The following is a 16,417-nucleotide window of genomic DNA, read 5'->3' as shown; positions in this document are numbered from 1 at the left end:
TGACGGACACACCTGATCTGTCGGCCACACATTCCGACACACCGATTGTGGTAGCGACGACAGCCCAACAGATTCCCACAGAATACTGCGGTCTGTCTACAGCGGGGCTGCCGTGTCACGACTGGGACGTACCAGCTTTTAACACCCGGTGGGCGGAATTCCGAAGGTATGTCACGGAAAGTCTTCTTCGATACGGACCCTGGTTGCGACGACGCGGTCATGCTGGCGATGGCGCTCGGTCACGATGCAATCGACGTTGTCGGTCTTTCGACTGTCTGTGGGAACACGACTATCGAGAACACGACGCGAAACGCCCACGCAATACTGGATATCGGGGGCTACGACGTTCCGGTATCCCAGGGCTGTGGCCGCCCGCTCGTCGACGACCTCACGACCGCCGAGTGGATTCACGGTGAGAACGGACTCCGCGGCGATATCCCCGACGCCGACGGCGATACACGGGACATCCACGGGGCCGACGCAATCATCGAAGCCGCTTACGAGTACGGGGATGAACTGACGATCGCGGCCGTCGGTCCGCTTCCGAATCTGGCACTCGCACTGGCCAAGGAGCCCCGGTTACCCGACCTTGTCGAGGACATCTATCTCATGGGCGGGGCGGCGATGACAACCGGGAACGTGACGCCGATGGCCGAGGCCAACTTCCACAACGACCCTGCGGCGGCCAGCCGCGTCCTGCAGGACGCCAACACGCGGATGGTCGGGCTGGATGTGACCAACCGCGCCACCGTCTCTTCCGAGTTCATCGAGGAGTTCCGCACGGCTGGTGGCGTCCGAGCGACCGTGGCTGAGTGGCTCGACTACCGGCCCGACTCCGGAACCTACCCGCTGGCCGACGCGCCGGCCATCCACGACGCCGCTGTCGTCGCCGACCTCGTCGACGACTCGGTACTCACCTTCGAGGAGTACTATCTCGAGGTCGACACGACCGGCGGCCCCTGCCACGGGGCCGTCATCTGCGACGAGCACGACACGACGGACAACGACCCTAACAGTCGTGTCGCTGTTGACATTGATGTGGCCCGTTATCGGGATGTCCTTGAAACGGGGCTTCAGGCCTACGCGACACAGTAACAGCTGCTTGCTGTGCGGTTTTGCTAGTATAAATTCCTCTTAGAGCGATATGAAACTACATCGAAACCAGACCACAGAAACACAGACGACTGACCCGTTGCATCACGCGTACTCGGCCCTCTACTGTGCCATTGCCGACTGGGCGAAATATGGCATAACTTCTGTGGCTCATTTTGCGCCAGAGTCCCGCACCAGCGTCTATGTCGATCGATTGTCGGACTCTTATCGAGATCGACCCCGGCAAACATTTTATATAAAAGTTCAGTCTAATGGGTACTGTGGCACGAAGCAACAAAGATGACGTAGAAACCCCTTCAGCGGACCGAACGGAGAACGATACGGAGAGCAGACCAGTCGACCGGCGGAAGTTCCTCTCGGCGACTGCTGCACTCGGCGCTGTGGGTCTCGCTGGCTGTTCTTCCAGTACCGAGGATGGGACCGAGCAGACCGACGAAGAATCCGAAGCCGCTCAGGAGACCGCGACTTCAGCTGGAACTGTCGAGACCGAATCTGAACCTGCAACGGGCGAGGTGACGCTCGTCCACGACACTCACGTACACGGTAGCTACGGCGACCTCGAAGAGGCGGCGAACATCGCCACCTACTTCGATCTGATGAATCAGATTGCGGACAATAACGAACACTCGATAAAGGTTGGATCCGGGGACGATCTGGCCACCTCTATTCTCTCCGCACAGTTCGACGGGAAACACATTGTCGACGCGTTCAACGAAGGCGGGCTGGAGTTCGACACGTTTGGAAACCACGACTTTGACAGAGGGCCGGACGTTTTGCGGGACCGTATTATCGACAGCGAGTTCCAGTGGGTAAGCGCGAACGCCCGCAACACACAGACGGGCGACGTGTTCGGTGCTGAACAGGGAGCGAGCCAGTACGAACTCGTCGAAGCCGGCGACGTGACGGTCGGTATCACGGGCATAATCAACGTCGAAGCGCCGACGATCACGACCATGGGTGAGACGACGGATGTCCCGGGCCTTGAGGAACCCGTCGACGAGGTCGTGACCGAAATGCGGGACGACGGTGCCGACCTCGTCGTCGTGCTGTCCCACGTGGCGAGCCCGGTCGCCGTCGAACTCGCGAAGTCTGTCGACGGGATCGACGCTATCGTCGGCGACCACGCCGCGAAGTTCTCCGAGGAGCCGCAAGTCGTGAACGACACGGTGCTTTCGTTTGTCGGGGACGAGTACGAGTACCTCGGCGAACTGACGCTCACCGTCGAAGACGGGGAGCGAACCGACCACAGCCTGACGGTGTACGACACCGCTGCTGCGGTCGAGGAGGACCGTGTCGAACCGCACCCAGACGTGCTCGAAGTCGCGCAGAACTACGAAAGCCAGCTCAGTGACGAACTCGACGCCGTCATCGGGGAGACAACCGTTCCGCTCGATGCCCGCGAGGACACTGTCCGTTCCGAGGAATCGAACTTCGGGAATTACATTGCCGATGCGCTCCGCAGCCACGGCAATGCGGACATCGCAATCCAGAACGGTGGCGGTATCCGGACTGACGAACTCTACCCTGAAGGCGACATCACGAGACGGATGGTCTACAGCGTTCTCCCGTTCGGAAACAACCAAGTGACCATCGAGGTTCCCGGTGACACGCTGGTCGAGGCGCTGGAACTCAGTTCGACTGGCGGGGGCGGGTTCTTGCAAGTGAGCGGTATGCGGTACACCTACGACCCGGACAAATCGAAGGGCGACCGCGTCACTGAGGTAACGGTCGGCGGCGAGCCACTCGACACCGAAGCAACCTACACCGTCGCAACAAACGGCTTCACCGCCACCGGCGGCGACGGCTACACGATGTTCCAGGACGCTCCACGCATTATCGACGCGAACGAGGGCGAACTGCTGTCGGTCATCGTCGAGGACGCAATCAAGGAAGACGGAACGATTTCGCCGTCGGTCGAAGGCCGCATCACGACAGAATAATACACGGATATTGCTTCACTCGTGCCAACCAGTACTGTCTCGGCGCTAGCAGACGTCTTCTGGTCTGACGCTCCGTGTCGGCGTTCCATCTCGCTCGTAGCTGGCGTGACACGGCCAAGCCACACCTCACGTGAGAAACATTGTCTCTTCGCTGTATCTCTGAACGGCCCTGACTACTGCTCTCCAAGTGTGAGCGTCATGTCGTCGAACTCCAGAAACGCAGTCTGGTAGCCGCGATGTCGCGCGATCTGCGGCGGGGCTCCGACTTCTAGCGTCACCTCGTCACCCATCGCGATAGCAGGGAACGGGGCACCGTAATGATACCCCAGTTCGGGGTGGATGGCTGCCTTCAGTGGCTCGCGGACCTCTTCACCGGCGCTGGAAACAGTTGCTCGGAGGCCCATGAACGGGAGTGGATACTGGTTGTACGGTGTTCGAGCGGACACCGCGAGATACGGGCCCGAACTGTCGATTCCCGCCGGGGTCTTGCGCAGAACCTGGACCACAAATTTCGCAGCCCCACCATCGACGATACCACCGTGATCTCCCGGTAGCGCCCTCACCTCCGGCAGTGATCCGTTGGGTTTCATGTTCGTCTCCATCGGTTCGAGCGCCCCCGCCTGTCCCGCCTCGTCGACGAACCGCTCGCGGATGTTGTTCGTGATGTCGGTTCTGAACAGCAGGTCGAACTCGGCGTCCACCGAGTCGGTGAACCGCCCGCGATACTCCCCTAACTGCCGCGCCGAAACCGGGTCAAACGAGAGTTGCACCGTGTACTCACCCTCGTCGGGAAACGCGACGTTGTCTCCGAAGTGGGGGCCCATCTGCTGGGACAGCATCGGCCACAGCGACTTCTCGGCCACACTATCGCCGCTCGCGGCGTCTCGAACCTCGACTGGCGGGCTACCCAGCGGGATACGCTGGTTGTACTCCGGGTCCCACACGGTTGCCATAAGGTGCAGTCCCTGCCCATCGTTGATCCGTACGTAACTCTTCTCTTGGCCAGCTAGTACCCAGAAGTCGTGAGGCAGTGTATAGGACATCGCCACCATGTACGGCCCCACCTCGGTCATACCGACCATCCGCATCCCGTCCTGATGTGCCGGGATGTGTACCAATGGGCGTTCCTGCGCAGTAGCTGTCGGGAGCTCGTTCTCCCGCCCCGCGTCGGTTCCCTCGGGCGTTGCTTCGGTCCCGCCAGGTGCAGCCCCGGATGGAGTCTCAGTCTCGCCCGCGGCGTCGTCCCCCGTTGCACAGCCGGCGACACTCATCCCAAGTGCTACCCCGCTCGTAGCGATGAAGTCACGGCGCGTAGGGTCTCTCTCGGGCCACATGGTCTGTATGGCGATTAGTCTCTCGGAAAGGATATAAAACCTTGTCAGGGACACACTATCGCCGTCGTTCGGAAGGACTGTGGGTCCAGTCGGGTCACGACGGACGGGGGAACGAGCGCTTCGAGCGGGGCGGGAGCAAGTAGTTCCCGCGTCGAACTGTGGTAATGTACTGCAGTATCCCGTTGTTGTTTTTCGTGCCGACGCCGCCGACATTCGCAACATCGGTGCCGTTCATGGCGGTCCGGGTCTGAATAAAGTCCGCGATGCTCTCCTGGAGACTGAGGAAGTGGACACCGGTTCGGCCATCGTCTACCGTCGCGAAGTCGCGTCGGAGGAGCCGTGGGTCGCCGTCCTCGTCTCGCGCACGTGCGAGCTTCTGGGCGTGCCCGACCACGCCTTCCTCAAATGCGTCGTCACTGACGCGGTCACCGACACCAGTCTCCGATACGAGCGACGAATCACCGAGGTTGTCGCCGACACCCTCGACCAGATCCTCCGCCGCGTGCGTCGCCGAGAACATCTTTGCGACGCGCTGTTCCCGGGAATCTTGGTTGTACCACTGGTCCAGTTCCGTGCGTAGCAGTGAGAGGTGTTGCGTGGTGCCGCCCGCGAACGGACCCTCGGTGATCGTTACGCTGTTTTCTGTTGCCTGATTCTCTACAAACCCCGATTTGAAACCCATGAACAGCGGTGCATCTTCGGAGACCGCTCCGTCCGGAACGCCATTTACATCGTCGTGTTCCGCCGGGAGCCCTGGACCGATAAATCCCGTCCGCCGGTCGACCAACTCGACTATCCCATCTATGGTTTCGGTGACTTCGCTCCCGTTTGCCGTTTCCAACTCACCGAATAGCGCTTGCTTGGCCTCGAGCACCGCTGAAGCACGGTCGCTTGCCAGATGCACGAGGAGATCCGGAGTATCGAACGACGGGTCCTCGAAAGGGGCTAGTGCCGCCGGCCGGGGCAGGTCAACCGACTCCGAAAGCGGTTCGTCGTATCGGTCGAAGTATGCTGGAGAGTAGCCGACAGTAAACAGCAGCCCGTCGGATGCCCACCGATACGTCTCCTCTAGCTCGCGAAACGCGTTCGCAGCCTGCTTCCGGTCTACGTCGTCGACCGGCCCGTCGTCAACATAGTTAGCCAGTAGCAACACGTGATGCCGAGCGAGCACCGGGTTCCCGTGCTTGTCGGTTCGAGAGAACTCGGTCCATGCGTGCTGTCGATTCGGTAGTTCAGCCGCCGATTCGGTTCCGTCTGGCGGGTCGGTATTGCGGTTCGCCTCCCCCGTCTCCGTTGGCTGGCTCTCTAGATTGAGGCAGGCTGCGAGCCCTGCCGACCCTCCGACCGCGACGGCTGCGCGGAGCGCTTCCCGGCGGGTCAGGGTCCTGTCTCCGTCCGTCATCAACTACTGTTCGTTCGGACGAGTTCGGCATAAATATTTGCCTGACATCCAACAGGACGACGTTTGGTGGCCTGTCCTCGCTGGCGACAAGGCGCTTCCGCTACTGAGCGATCAAAACAGACGGGATGTGCTATGTGCCGCTATTCGTAGACGTGGACGCTTCCGGTGGTGTTGTCCTCGATGTAGTCCCAGTCGTACTCCACACCCAGGCCGGGGCCGTCAGGGACACTGACCGTTCCGTCGTCGTCGACCGCGTCCATCAGGTCGGAGTAGCCGCCATCGTACACCGGCGGCTGAGTGTTCTGGCAGTCCGGGTGGACAAGCGCCATTTCGTAGTAGTTGGAGTTGCGGCAGGCGGCGATGCAGTGGCGCTGGGCGGGACCAGGCGCGTGGAACTCCACGTCCAGCCCGAACGCCTCGGCCATGCGGGCCACCTTGATCGCGCCGGTGATGCCCGCATCGTACTCGGGGTCGGCCCGGAGGAAGTCGGTTGCCTCGCTGGCTGCGAAGTCGGACTTGATTTCCAGTCCGCGGATGTGTTCGGTCTGGAGAATCGGCGTGTCGAGTTTCTGTGCCAGCTTCTTGTGGGCGTGCTGTGAGATGCCGCCGTCGCGGAACGGGTCCTCGTACCAGAAGAAGTCCTGTTCATCGAGCGCCCGACCCAGCTCCAGCGCGTCGGCGAACGTCTCCAGTTCGCAGGCCGGGTCGTGCATCAGGTCCATCTCGTCGCCGACTGCTTCGCCGACAGCGTGTACCGCCTCGACTTCGCGGTCGAGGCTTCGAGAGTCGTCGCCGCCGCCCCAGCCGTGGATCTTGAAGCCGCCGAAGCCCTCGTCGCGGCACTCCTCGGCGAAGTCGGCGAAGGCTTCCGGCGAGTCCAGCCCGCCAGCGTCGTCGCCGTGATACGTCGACGCGTACGCCGGAATGCGCTCGCGGTAAGTCCCCAGCAGTTCGTGAATCGGCGCGTCGTAGTACTTGCCGGCGAAGTCCCACAGCGCGATGTCGATTGGCCCGATACCCATCCGGTCGTACTTCCGGAGCGCGCGCTTGCATTCGGACCAGTGCTTCTCGCGTTTCAGCGGGTCTTTGCCGATGAGGTATTGTGAGACGATGTTGTACTGGGCGGCTGCCGGCGAATTGCCGCCGACGTACTCGCCCGTGATTCCTTCGTCGGTATGGATCTGTACGCCGAATAGTTTCCGCGTGGTTGTCTCGCCCGGCGCATAGACCAGATTGAAACCGTGCTTGTCGGTCCCCACGTCTTCGAGGGGGTACTCGAACTCTCGGCTTTCGATCTTCGTTATCGTTGGCGACATTTGTCTGATGTTCCGAGGTTGGGATATTAAAGCTATCCCGCGGCAAACGAACGACAGCACGCCGGGTGGCTGTTTGAACCTGTATCCGCTTCATCAAACGAAAGGCAGGGCGGAAACGGCGACGCCATCAGCCGTCGCCCAGCGCGTCGAGACGGCGAATCCCGGGCTCACCCAGCCGCACTGAACAGCCGATGTACAGCGGCTCGATGACTCGGGGGTAGTCGAACGACACCGCGTGCTCGTGAAGCACCTTCGGGTCGCCGGCTTCACCCTGCCACATATCGTGATGGGAGGGGAGCAACCGGGATAGCTGGAGCTGGTTCGCGGCTTCGATGATCTCGTTTTCGTCCATATACCACTTCGTTCTGACACCGCGGTCCGGCTCGGGCTCGTAGATGGAGCCGACGGTGCCAAACGCCAGCGCCCCCACGTCGATGTCGAACCGCTCGCCGACATCGGAAAACGCCTCGGCAGACCGGCTATCGCCGGCGTGGAAGAACGTCCCGGCGTCGTGCTCGATGACGTACCCCACTGGTTCGATGGCGTCGGGGTCGTTCGTCCCAGTAACGTGGACGGTGAAATCGCCGACAGCGAACTCGTCACCGACGGCGATCTCGTTGCGCTGCTCGTCGGGCACCCGTATCTCACCGTCGTAGTCCGGGGACTCGTACGATGCCGACGGCGCATACAGATCCGCGCCGAGGTCCTTGACCAGCGGGCCGTACGACGGCGGATGCATGTGGTCGATGTGTTCGTGTGTGACGAGTGTGGCATCGCACTGGGTTGCGTCGGCAGGGTCCATCGGCACCGGAATCATACGGATGAGGTTCGGCGGGTCGCCAGTCCCGAAGTAGGGGTCGATGTACAGCGTCGTCGACTGTGAGCGAAGCACGAACCCGTTACAGCCGAGATACCAGATCATGACGCCGTCGCCGGGGTCTGTCGCCTCTATTTCGTCGCGGACGAACCAGTCGTCCCACGTTGACTGAACCATGCGCCGAACTATGCCTGGCCGGGTCAAAAAATCTCGCACCGCGGTCAATCGAGCGTGACCGTCGACTCCGTCTCTGAGGCCTCGTAGACGGCCTTGATCGTGTTGATATCGACGAGGCCGTGTTTGCCGTCGGCGTAGGGCTCAGTGCCGGTCAGCAGGCAGTGGGCGAAGTACTCGAACTCCTCTTCCATCTGGTCGATCTGTTCGAAGTCGATGTCGACTGTCGTCCCCTCGTGAGACAACTGGAGCGCGCGGTCGTCCCAGGGGTAGAAAGCCGGTTCGACGCGGACCTTGCCCTCAGTTCCGAGTACGGAGATGTGGCTGTCGAGATGTGCGTTCTGGCTGGCGGTACACACCGCGTACGCGTGGCCAGGGAAATCTAGCTGGAACGCCCCGTGTTCGTCGGGCACGTCCGCAAACTCCTCTTGCACCGATGCGACGGTTCCCCGGACGGCCACGGGGTCGGCATCCAGCAGGAATCGGCTTGTGTTCAGCGGATAGATGCCGATATCCATGACGGCACACCCACCGGACAGCTCCCCGTCCAGCCGCCACTGGTCGGGGTTGGGGACGAGTTCGAGAATGGGTTCGGTCATGTTGCCGTGGACGAACAGCGGCTCGCCGATGTATCCCTCGTCGATGAGGTCCTTCGCTCGCCGGACGGCTGGCTCGGTGTGCATCCGATAGGCGATCATCAGCGTTGCGTCGTGCTCGTCACAGACCTCGACCATTCGCTCGGCGCGTTCGATGGTGGCCTCCATTGGCTTCTCACAGAGGATCGCCTTGTCCAGTTCTGCCGCCGTCTCGACGTACGGGAGGTGGAGCGCGTTCGGGGTGACGATGTAGACGGCGTCGTACGCGTCGCTTGCGGCCCCGTCGTGGAACTCCTCGTACGTAATTGCGTGTTCGACTGTCTCCGAATTGGCTGCCACGTCCGCCGCTTTCTCGCGGTCGCTGCTGACCAGCACAGTCGTTTCACAGAGCTCTGCCGCGTCGACGGCGGGCATCGCCTGTTCGGTGGTCCACCAGCCGACGCCGATCATCGCGAATCGAACTGGGTCGTCGGTCTCTGTCTGTTCTTGCCAGTCTCGACGGTCGAATCCTCCCGTGAGCGCGTCAACGTTCATACCATTGTGGTCAATTGGCTGGATATTATCTTTTGTGTTGGCACGCCCGTGTCAGCCTGCACTGTTCCAGAGCGGCGAATGATAGTTCATTAGATAAGTAAACTCGTCCCGACAGATGACATAGATGTTTGGTATTGTGGAACAATACGATAGTCTCACCCGCAGATATCTTACACCGACCGGGTCGACAGTTCGAGTGGAAAATGCTGTCTCACGGGCCGTTTGTGGTCTGTCTTCGTCTCCGCTCTCCGGTTTCCGTATCGAGAATAACGACAGTACAACCGTTACGGAAGGTGTTCCATCATTATGAACGAAGGGCCGTGAGTAGAGTACCTCGGTTCGTTTGACAGAGTGTCGATTCGGATTTTTGCCCCACTCGCTGTGTGCACACGGGGTATTTCCCGCCGCACTCAGACTGGCCCGGTTGGTGGTATTTCGCGGAGTGACGCTTGGTCCGGATGCTGGGGCGCTAATAACGAAAGTGGAACGTCTGTATGGGACAGACAGTGCCGATGCTGGGAGCGGTCCACCATCGTCGGTCGGTTGGGCTACGACCATGACTTTGCACGCTCTTGCGGTTGACAAGAGCAATAGGAAGTAGCGATTAGTACGACATAAAAACTATGCAACAGAAATGCTACTTTGCGGTCAGCGGTAGTGGCCGCCTCGATTAGCTGTTGCGGTACACCGTCTTGATGTAGCTGAAGAACTCCAGTCCGGCGTCACCCTGCTCGCGGTAGGTGTTTGTCGAGGAGCGCTTGAGGCCGCCGAAGGGAACGTGCAGTTCCAGCCCGGTCGTCTTCTCGTTGACCTTGACCACGCCGGACTCGGACCGCTCGATGAACTCGTTTTCTTCCTCGATTCGGTCGGTCACGATGCTGGCCGAGAGCCCGTAGTCGATATCGTTGGCGACCTCGACACCTTCGTCGAAGTCAGAGACGGGAATTACGGCGAGCACCGGCCCGAACACCTCTTCCTGCGCGATACGCATGTCGGGCTCGACGTCGGAGAAGACAGCCGGCGAGATGAAGTTCCCGGCGTCGTACTCGCCACCGGTGAGTTCTTCGCCGCCCGTTTCGAGAGTCGCCCCCTCCGACTGTGCGATGTCGATGTACTCCAGGCTTCCCGCGAGTTCGTCCTCGCTGACGTGGGGACCCATGCCGGCCCGGTCGAGGCCGTCTCCGATATCCAGGGACTCGGCGTAGTCGACGATGGCGTCGAGGAACTCGTCGTACACGTCCTCGTGGACGATAGCCCGGGAGGTCGCCGTACAGGCCTGGCCCGTCCCGCCGAAGGCTCCGGCTCCGACGATGTCGGCCGCTTTGTCCACGTCGGCGCTCGGCATGACCACAGTCGGGTTCTTCCCGCCCATCTCTGCCTGGGCACGCTTCCCGTTGCTCGTCGCCTGTTCGTAGACGTGTTCGCCGACCGAGGCACTGCCGGTGAACGACACCACGTCGACGTCGTCGTGGGTGGTCAGCCGCTCACCGACTTCGCTACCAGGGCCACAGACCAGGTTGATAGCGCCGTCCGGAATGCCAGCCTCGTCCAGCGCTTCGACGATCATCGCGCCGACGGTCGGCGCCTGCATCGCGGGCTTGATGACGACAGTATTGCCGACTGCAAGCGCCGGGGCGATCTTCCAGGCCGGGATCGCGATGGGGTAGTTCCACGGCGTGATGAGCGCTGCGACGCCCATCGGCTCTTTCTTCGTCTGCAGGCCGGCGCGGCCGCCGCTTGGCTGTTTGACGGTGCCTCCGAAGTCACGGGCCTTCTCCGCGTAGTAATAGAAGATATCAATCGCCCGCTGTACCTCGCCTTCGGCTTCGCCGAGCGGCTTCCCCTCTTCGCGAGTCAGCGTCTCCGCAAGCTCCTCTTTCCGGGATTTCAGGATTTCACCGGTCTCACGCAGGATCGCACCGCGCTCCGGGCCGGGCATCCCGCCCCATTCGTCTGTTGCTGCTGCCGCGGCCGCGACCGCTTCGTCGGCGTCCGTCGCCGAGGCCACCGGAACCGTGCTGACGATGTCAGTCTCGTCTGCCGGGTTCGTGACGTCCTGTGTCTCTCCGCTCCCGGTCCACTCACCGCCGATATAGTTCTCATACGTCTGCGTCATACGTTTGATTCATCTCATTCCCAATACTTACGCGTTTCCCATGCTTCGCTGTGCCGCGTCGTTCGACGGTATGGAACGACCGGCTGATGCGGGTGGGTCACGGCAATGCTCGATAACACCGAAGTCGGTGCCATCGCCGCCTGTCCACCCAACCGGATTGTGACAACTGAATCATAGCGGAATCGCAATCGAAGACCACTAAAATAGCTACCGCTGTCAAACACCGCGACAACACGGAATCTGTGTGTTGCCAGATCTGTCACAACGGGGGGCGTGGCCGCGTTGTGATATTTGTGTTGCTGGAAATACTATGTCGGTCCGTACCGGTCTCCCTGAGCTATTCTGTTGCCGTGTCGTTATGATTGCTCGTTGCTTCGCCCTCTCCTAGTATATAAATCTACTTCATAGTATAACATGTGTATGTATGTTATCGATCCGTGCTGGTCGTTGCTGGATTGGCTGTCGTCGGTGAGGCGCTCTCACGCCATTTGATATAGCGATATTTGATTGATAGCGATAAACAGTACCGGCGAAAAAATACCAGTCAATGCGCTGTAGGACGGCCCAATTCTCTCGAACCAGGTCGAATTTACCATGCTAACGGCTCCAGTGCTATCTCTCGATTTCAGACTCTGGATACCAATTTGACAAGTATGGACACAAATACCACATCAATTTCTCCAGGAGGCACTATTTAGTACTTAAATTGGTGCTGGCGTCTATACCGAAATTAAACCCGTGCTAACTCGTCGCTGTCCACCCTTTCGAGAAGTGCGTCAACAAGTGCGCTCTTCCGGTGTGATACCAGCAGATGGCAGTAAATGTCCTCTTCACTGTCCGCACCACAGTTACACAGCGGGCATCCATATGTGTCGCTCTTTGCCCCCTCCGTTGCTCGTTTTGGGATGCTGGCTTGCATATGCGGACGTAGCACCTTGCCGAACATAGCGGTTTCTAGGACCGCTATGTTGCTCTCAATGTGCATATAGAGACTTTCCACACGTCGGCATCGGACGCAACACTACCCAGCTACTTGTCTCGATCGGCGTCGCGACAGATCCACACAGTCGTGTTTCTATTCACACCTCAAACAAGATTTTGACCGGTCAGACCAGCTTACTGAAACCGACGTGTTACGAGCAGTATCTATGGCGAAACTGACCGTCTTTTGACTATCTCTCTCCGATATGGCTGTTAAATCTGATTGTCTATACCTGAAAGCGCTGATCGAATATGTTACTGCGCTTTCGCCCGTTACTGAACGACACAACTACCGACGGCTGCCTGACGACTTGCTCACCTTTGTGGAACTACCGTGCTGCGCTCGCTCTTGTAGCCGCTGTATTCGTTCGTCTATCGGTGGATGCGTCGATAAGAGGCGCGAAAGATCACTGTCCGCTTCGTTGTGTACGTATAACTGCCGCAGGAGACCGGGGTCTGGTTTCGACGCCTGCTCGATCTTCGCGAGGGCACGAGCAAGTCCAAGGGGATTCTCTGTTATCTCGATCGCACGGTCGTCGGCTGCCAACTCGCGACGTCTGGAATAGCCGAGTATCAGCAGCGTCACCGCGAATCCGAGACCGGCAACGACCTGTAGCGCGTATCGCTGTGCCCGCCCAAGCCAGGAGCGCGACCACGACGACGGGTCGCCGCGTAGCAATGCGAGTGAACGGGCGATACCGCCGGTGAGTACCACAATGGGGAACACCACGAGGCCGACGAGCCCAATAAACGTCTGGACGAGGCTGTACGCGACAGTCTGAACGAGCGCATCGCGGGTCTCCAGATGCGCGAGTTCGTGCGCCAGCAGCGCCTCGAACTCCGACACGGATAGCAGCCGGAACAGCCGCCTGTCGACGACGATCGCCCCAGCGCCGCCGCCGATGGCGAACGCGTTCGGGACTGGCAACTCCGCCAGTAGCAGCGTTGGCGTCTCGACGTCCATCTGATCGACAAGCGTGTCGAGGCGGCGGTAGACCTCCGGCACGCGCGCCCGTGAGAGTTCGACTGCATCGAGGGATCGCTTGAGCTGCGCCGTTGCAGCCCAGTAGTTCAAGACGCCAAGAGCAATCGCTGTCCCGATAATGACCAGCGTGGCCATCAGTGGCGATGGACGGCTGTCCCACACTGGCAGAAGCAGCATATACCCGACGTATGCCGCCGCGAGATAGACCAGCAGCGACAGCAGTCCGACGACGGCCATGAGTAGCCGTCGGGTCACAGCCATGTATGCTGGTACGCCGTTGTGCGAAAAAGTCGCTTCGGTGGTGTCACCGCCGTTCCATCGTTTGACCCCTTCGATGCCTGTTCCGCGGTCGTTGGACTATTTGATATAGCGATATTAGATTTACCTTGACTACAGCAAACGGATCGATGATTTGCTATACTGGTCACAGAACGGCGTTTTCGGCCTCGTAGCTGGTGATGACTGTCGAGCGGTGTCCGCGGTAGCCGACACGCCTTTTTCACCGCCACACAGACCACTCGGTATGCGAACTGCACGACTCCTGACCGAGGATGGACCGGTCACCGGCGAATACGCTGACGGCGTCATCCACGCTGATGACGGCCAGTACGTGGTTGGCCGCGATGGCCGACTGCTCCCGCCGTGTGAACCGACCGCGCTGTACTGCGTCGGCCGGAACTACGCCGCTACCAATGACCAGATGGATTACGACCGCCCCGAGGAGCCGGACTTCTTCATCAAGCCTCCGACAGCGCTACTCGCCCACGAACAGGACATTTCCTACCCACCGTTCACCGACGAGCTCACCTACGCCGGTGAGCTAGCTGCGGTCATCGGCAAGCGGTGTCACGATATCGATCCGGCTGATGTTTCTGACGCCGTTACGGGCTACACGATCCTGAACGACGTCGACGCGCTGGACCAGCAGGGCCGAACCGCCCGAAAGGCCTTCGACGGCTCCGGGCCCCTGGGCCCGTGGATCGAGACTGACGTCGACCCCACCGGTATCGATATGTACACCGACATCAACGACGAGCGCCGACAGTCTGCCAATACCAGCGAGATGCTGTTCGGACCGCACGAGGTAGTCGCGTACCTCTCGGAGCGGTTCACGTTCCGGCCCGGCGATGTCGTTGCGTTCGGCAGCCCGGCCAACCCGGGCACGGTCGCGCCCGGCGACACGATCGAGATAACCTACGAGGGCGTCGGCACGCTCCGTAACTCGGTTGTCGAGCTATAACGTATCAGGTCGCCGAAAACGTAGCGTAGCGGCTTTTTACGACATCTATCCGCAGAATCGTGGGTTTGGCCAGCTAGCGACGATAAACTACTATCTGCTATACAAAATCACTGTAGCCGGGTCCGAATCGTCTCCGCGGTTTGCTCGCCGATACCGTCGATAGCCGTTAGTTCCTCGTCGGAGGCCGCTCTGACGCTGTCCACGCTACCGAAACGTCGGAGCAGCCGCTTCCGGGTCTCCGGGCCGATGCCGGGGACGTCGTCCAGCGTCGTCGAGACTTCGTCCCGTAGCGTCTGGTGGTATTGGACGGCAAAGCGGTGCGCTTCGTCACGCACTCGCTGGAGCAGGTGGAGCTGCGGGGCGTCGTCGTCCCAGTCGTACACACGGTCGGGTGTGATGACCAGTTCATCGTCTTTCGCGAGCGCGATGGCTGGCACGTCCCAGCCAGTCTCTGCGAGGGCGTCGCGAGCCGCACCGAGCTGGCCGTCGCCGCCGTCGATGAGCAGTAGGTCCGGGTCTGGCCGGTCGTCCCGGCCCTCGACGGCGCGCGCGGCCCGCCAGCGGAGGAGTTCGCGCATGTTCGCGTAGTCGTCGTTTTGTTCGGTGAGCTTCTTCCGCCGGTAATCGCTCTTCTCGGGTGTCTCGTCGACGAACGTGACGTTCGAGCCGACGGCCGACCGGCCCTGCGCGTGGCTCACGTCGAAGCCCTCGATACGGCTCGGACGGCTGATTCCCAGTGCATCGGCCAGCCGGCCGCTCTCGTCGTCAGTCCCGCCGCGCTGGCGGGCGTTTTTCAGCGCGAGGTCGACCAGCGTCGCCTCTCGGCCGGCACCGGGGACCCCGAGCGTGACGCCCTCACTCTCCAGCCACGCCTCGATGTCTGGATCGGCAGGGTCTTCGGCACAGAGAATTCGGTCGGGTAGCTCCCGCTCGGCGTAGTACTGTGGGATGAACGCCCGATACACGCCGGCGGTGCCTTCGCCGTCCGGTGCTTCGAGCGTGTGTCGGTCTCGCTCGACGAGCTTGCCGCCCTCGGCGTGGAGCCGGGCGACGATGGCGCGCTCGCCTTCGATAGCGGCCCCGAGGACGTCCGTCGTCTGGTATCCTCCGGAGTCGCTGACGGCGGTGTCGCCCTCGCCGTGGAGCGCCTCGACGGCCCCGAGTTTGTCCCGGAGGTTCGCGGCGCGCTCGAACCCCTGGTTCTGTGCAGCAGCCTCCATCTCGCGGCGCAGCGGGTCCCCGAGGACACCGGTCTCGCCCTCGAAGTACCGCGTGACTGCCTCGACGTCCTCGGCGTAGTCGGCTTCGCTGATTTCGCCGGTACAGGGCGCAGTACAGATGCCCATCTCGTAGTCGAGACAGGGCCGGTCCCGGTTGCTGTACTTGTGGTCGGAACAGCCTCGCAGGCCGTACGTCTCCCGCAGGGCCTTCACCACTGTTTCCACCCGTCCTTTGTCGGTGAACGGCCCGTAGACGGTCGCGCCATCCGCCGGATCGCGTGTCACCTCAACCCGGGGGACGGGATGGTCGGTCAGCTGGACCAGTGGGTAGGACTTGTCGTCTTTCAACCGGACGTTGTACGGCGGCCGGTGGCGCTTAATGAGGTTCGCTTCGAGCAGCAGTGCCTGCGTCTCGGTGTCGGTGACGGCGAAGTCGATAGTCTCGGCTCGCTCGACCATCTTGGCAATGCGCTCGCTCCGCGGGTCGGCGTAGGAGCGCACGCGGTCACGGAGGTCGACGGCCTTCCCGACGTAGAAGACCCGGCGCGTGTCGTCCCGGCCCTGTTCGAACAGGTACACGCCGGGCTCCTGTGGCAACGACCCCGCGCGCTCTCGAACCTCGTCGGCGTCCATTACTCTGGGGTTAGCG

11 protein-coding genes are annotated in these 16,417 nt (G+C 61.1%); 3 read left to right on the top strand and 8 right to left on the bottom strand.

Annotated features, from left to right (window positions below; genetic code table 11):
- The first annotated feature begins 168 nt into the window (after positions 1-168).
- Together C443_RS11150 and C443_RS11145 are read left to right on the top strand one after the other, a co-directional pair.
- On the top strand, positions 169-1,095 hold the full coding sequence (locus C443_RS11150) for a nucleoside hydrolase (protein WP_005536383.1): 927 nt from the start codon (positions 169-171) through the stop codon (positions 1,093-1,095).
- Between the two features lie 269 nt (positions 1,096-1,364).
- The gene (locus C443_RS11145; protein WP_005536382.1) at positions 1,365-3,053 is read left to right on the top strand and encodes a bifunctional metallophosphatase/5'-nucleotidase; all 1,689 of its coding nucleotides are present in this window, start codon (positions 1,365-1,367) and stop codon (positions 3,051-3,053) included.
- Between the two features lie 173 nt (positions 3,054-3,226).
- Here C443_RS11145 and C443_RS11140 read toward each other — a convergent pair whose 3' ends face one another.
- The 7 genes from C443_RS11140 to C443_RS11105 all read right to left on the bottom strand — a co-directional run bounded on the left by C443_RS11140 (position 3,227) and on the right by C443_RS11105 (position 13,569).
- A complete protein-coding gene (locus C443_RS11140; protein ID WP_311241269.1) occupies positions 3,227-4,387 on the bottom strand; it encodes an iron transporter in 1,161 nt (386 codons plus the stop codon).
- 94 nt (positions 4,388-4,481) lie between these two features.
- Positions 4,482-5,789 (bottom strand): DUF7405 family protein, encoded by a 1,308-nt coding sequence (locus C443_RS11135; RefSeq protein WP_005536380.1) that lies wholly within the window; start codon positions 5,787-5,789, stop codon positions 4,482-4,484.
- Positions 5,790-5,929: 140 nt separating this feature from the next.
- Positions 5,930-7,105, bottom strand: coding sequence for a mandelate racemase family protein (locus tag C443_RS11130; protein ID WP_005536378.1), 1,176 nt, complete (start codon positions 7,103-7,105; stop codon positions 5,930-5,932).
- 127 nt (positions 7,106-7,232) lie between these two features.
- Positions 7,233-8,099: an MBL fold metallo-hydrolase gene (locus tag C443_RS11125; RefSeq protein WP_005536376.1), complete on the bottom strand. Its 867-nt coding sequence runs from the start codon at positions 8,097-8,099 to the stop codon at positions 7,233-7,235.
- A gap of 44 nt (positions 8,100-8,143) precedes the next feature.
- Positions 8,144-9,226: a D-xylose 1-dehydrogenase Gfo6 gene (gene gfo6, locus C443_RS11120; protein WP_005536374.1), complete on the bottom strand. Its 1,083-nt coding sequence runs from the start codon at positions 9,224-9,226 to the stop codon at positions 8,144-8,146.
- A gap of 670 nt (positions 9,227-9,896) precedes the next feature.
- Positions 9,897-11,342: a 2,5-dioxovalerate dehydrogenase gene (gene xacF / locus C443_RS11115; RefSeq protein WP_005536372.1), complete on the bottom strand. Its 1,446-nt coding sequence runs from the start codon at positions 11,340-11,342 to the stop codon at positions 9,897-9,899.
- A 1,270-nt stretch (positions 11,343-12,612) separates the two neighbouring features.
- Positions 12,613-13,569 carry a M48 family metallopeptidase gene (locus tag C443_RS11105; RefSeq protein WP_049944010.1) on the bottom strand — a complete coding sequence of 319 codons (957 nt, stop codon included), beginning with the start codon at positions 13,567-13,569 and terminating at the stop codon, positions 12,613-12,615.
- Positions 13,570-13,831: 262 nt separating this feature from the next.
- Here C443_RS11105 and C443_RS11100 point away from each other — a divergent pair, with 262 nt between their 5' ends.
- Positions 13,832-14,548: a fumarylacetoacetate hydrolase family protein gene (locus C443_RS11100; RefSeq protein ID WP_005536366.1), complete on the top strand. Its 717-nt coding sequence runs from the start codon at positions 13,832-13,834 to the stop codon at positions 14,546-14,548.
- A 107-nt stretch (positions 14,549-14,655) separates the two neighbouring features.
- Here C443_RS11100 and C443_RS11095 read toward each other — a convergent pair whose 3' ends face one another.
- Positions 14,656-16,401: an excinuclease ABC subunit C gene (locus C443_RS11095; protein WP_005536365.1), complete on the bottom strand. Its 1,746-nt coding sequence runs from the start codon at positions 16,399-16,401 to the stop codon at positions 14,656-14,658.
- Between the last annotated feature and the right edge of the window lie 16 nt (positions 16,402-16,417).

It is taken from the genome of Haloarcula argentinensis DSM 12282 (assembly GCA_000336895.1).
Lineage (GTDB): Archaea > Halobacteriota > Halobacteria > Halobacteriales > Haloarculaceae > Haloarcula > Haloarcula argentinensis.
Note: the sequence above shows the minus strand (reverse complement) of the source record. Positions and strands in the feature narration are given on the sequence as shown.

Bases quoted from the DNA above. Each gene is read 5' to 3' on its own strand.
- C443_RS11150 (WP_005536383.1), top strand. From the start codon at position 169: ATGTCACGGAAAGTCTTCTTCGATACGGACCCTGGTTGCGACGACGCG.
- C443_RS11145 (WP_005536382.1), top strand. From the start codon at position 1,365: ATGGGTACTGTGGCACGAAGCAACAAAGATGACGTAGAAACCCCTTCA.
- C443_RS11140 (WP_311241269.1), bottom strand. From the start codon at position 4,387: ATGTGGCCCGAGAGAGACCCTACGCGCCGTGACTTCATCGCTACGAGC.
- C443_RS11135 (WP_005536380.1), bottom strand. From the start codon at position 5,789: ATGACGGACGGAGACAGGACCCTGACCCGCCGGGAAGCGCTCCGCGCA.
- C443_RS11130 (WP_005536378.1), bottom strand. From the start codon at position 7,105: ATGTCGCCAACGATAACGAAGATCGAAAGCCGAGAGTTCGAGTACCCC.
- C443_RS11125 (WP_005536376.1), bottom strand. From the start codon at position 8,099: ATGGTTCAGTCAACGTGGGACGACTGGTTCGTCCGCGACGAAATAGAG.
- gfo6 (WP_005536374.1), bottom strand. From the start codon at position 9,226: ATGAACGTTGACGCGCTCACGGGAGGATTCGACCGTCGAGACTGGCAA.
- xacF (WP_005536372.1), bottom strand. From the start codon at position 11,342: ATGACGCAGACGTATGAGAACTATATCGGCGGTGAGTGGACCGGGAGC.
- C443_RS11105 (WP_049944010.1), bottom strand. From the start codon at position 13,569: ATGGCTGTGACCCGACGGCTACTCATGGCCGTCGTCGGACTGCTGTCG.
- C443_RS11100 (WP_005536366.1), top strand. From the start codon at position 13,832: ATGCGAACTGCACGACTCCTGACCGAGGATGGACCGGTCACCGGCGAA.
- C443_RS11095 (WP_005536365.1), bottom strand. From the start codon at position 16,401: ATGGACGCCGACGAGGTTCGAGAGCGCGCGGGGTCGTTGCCACAGGAG.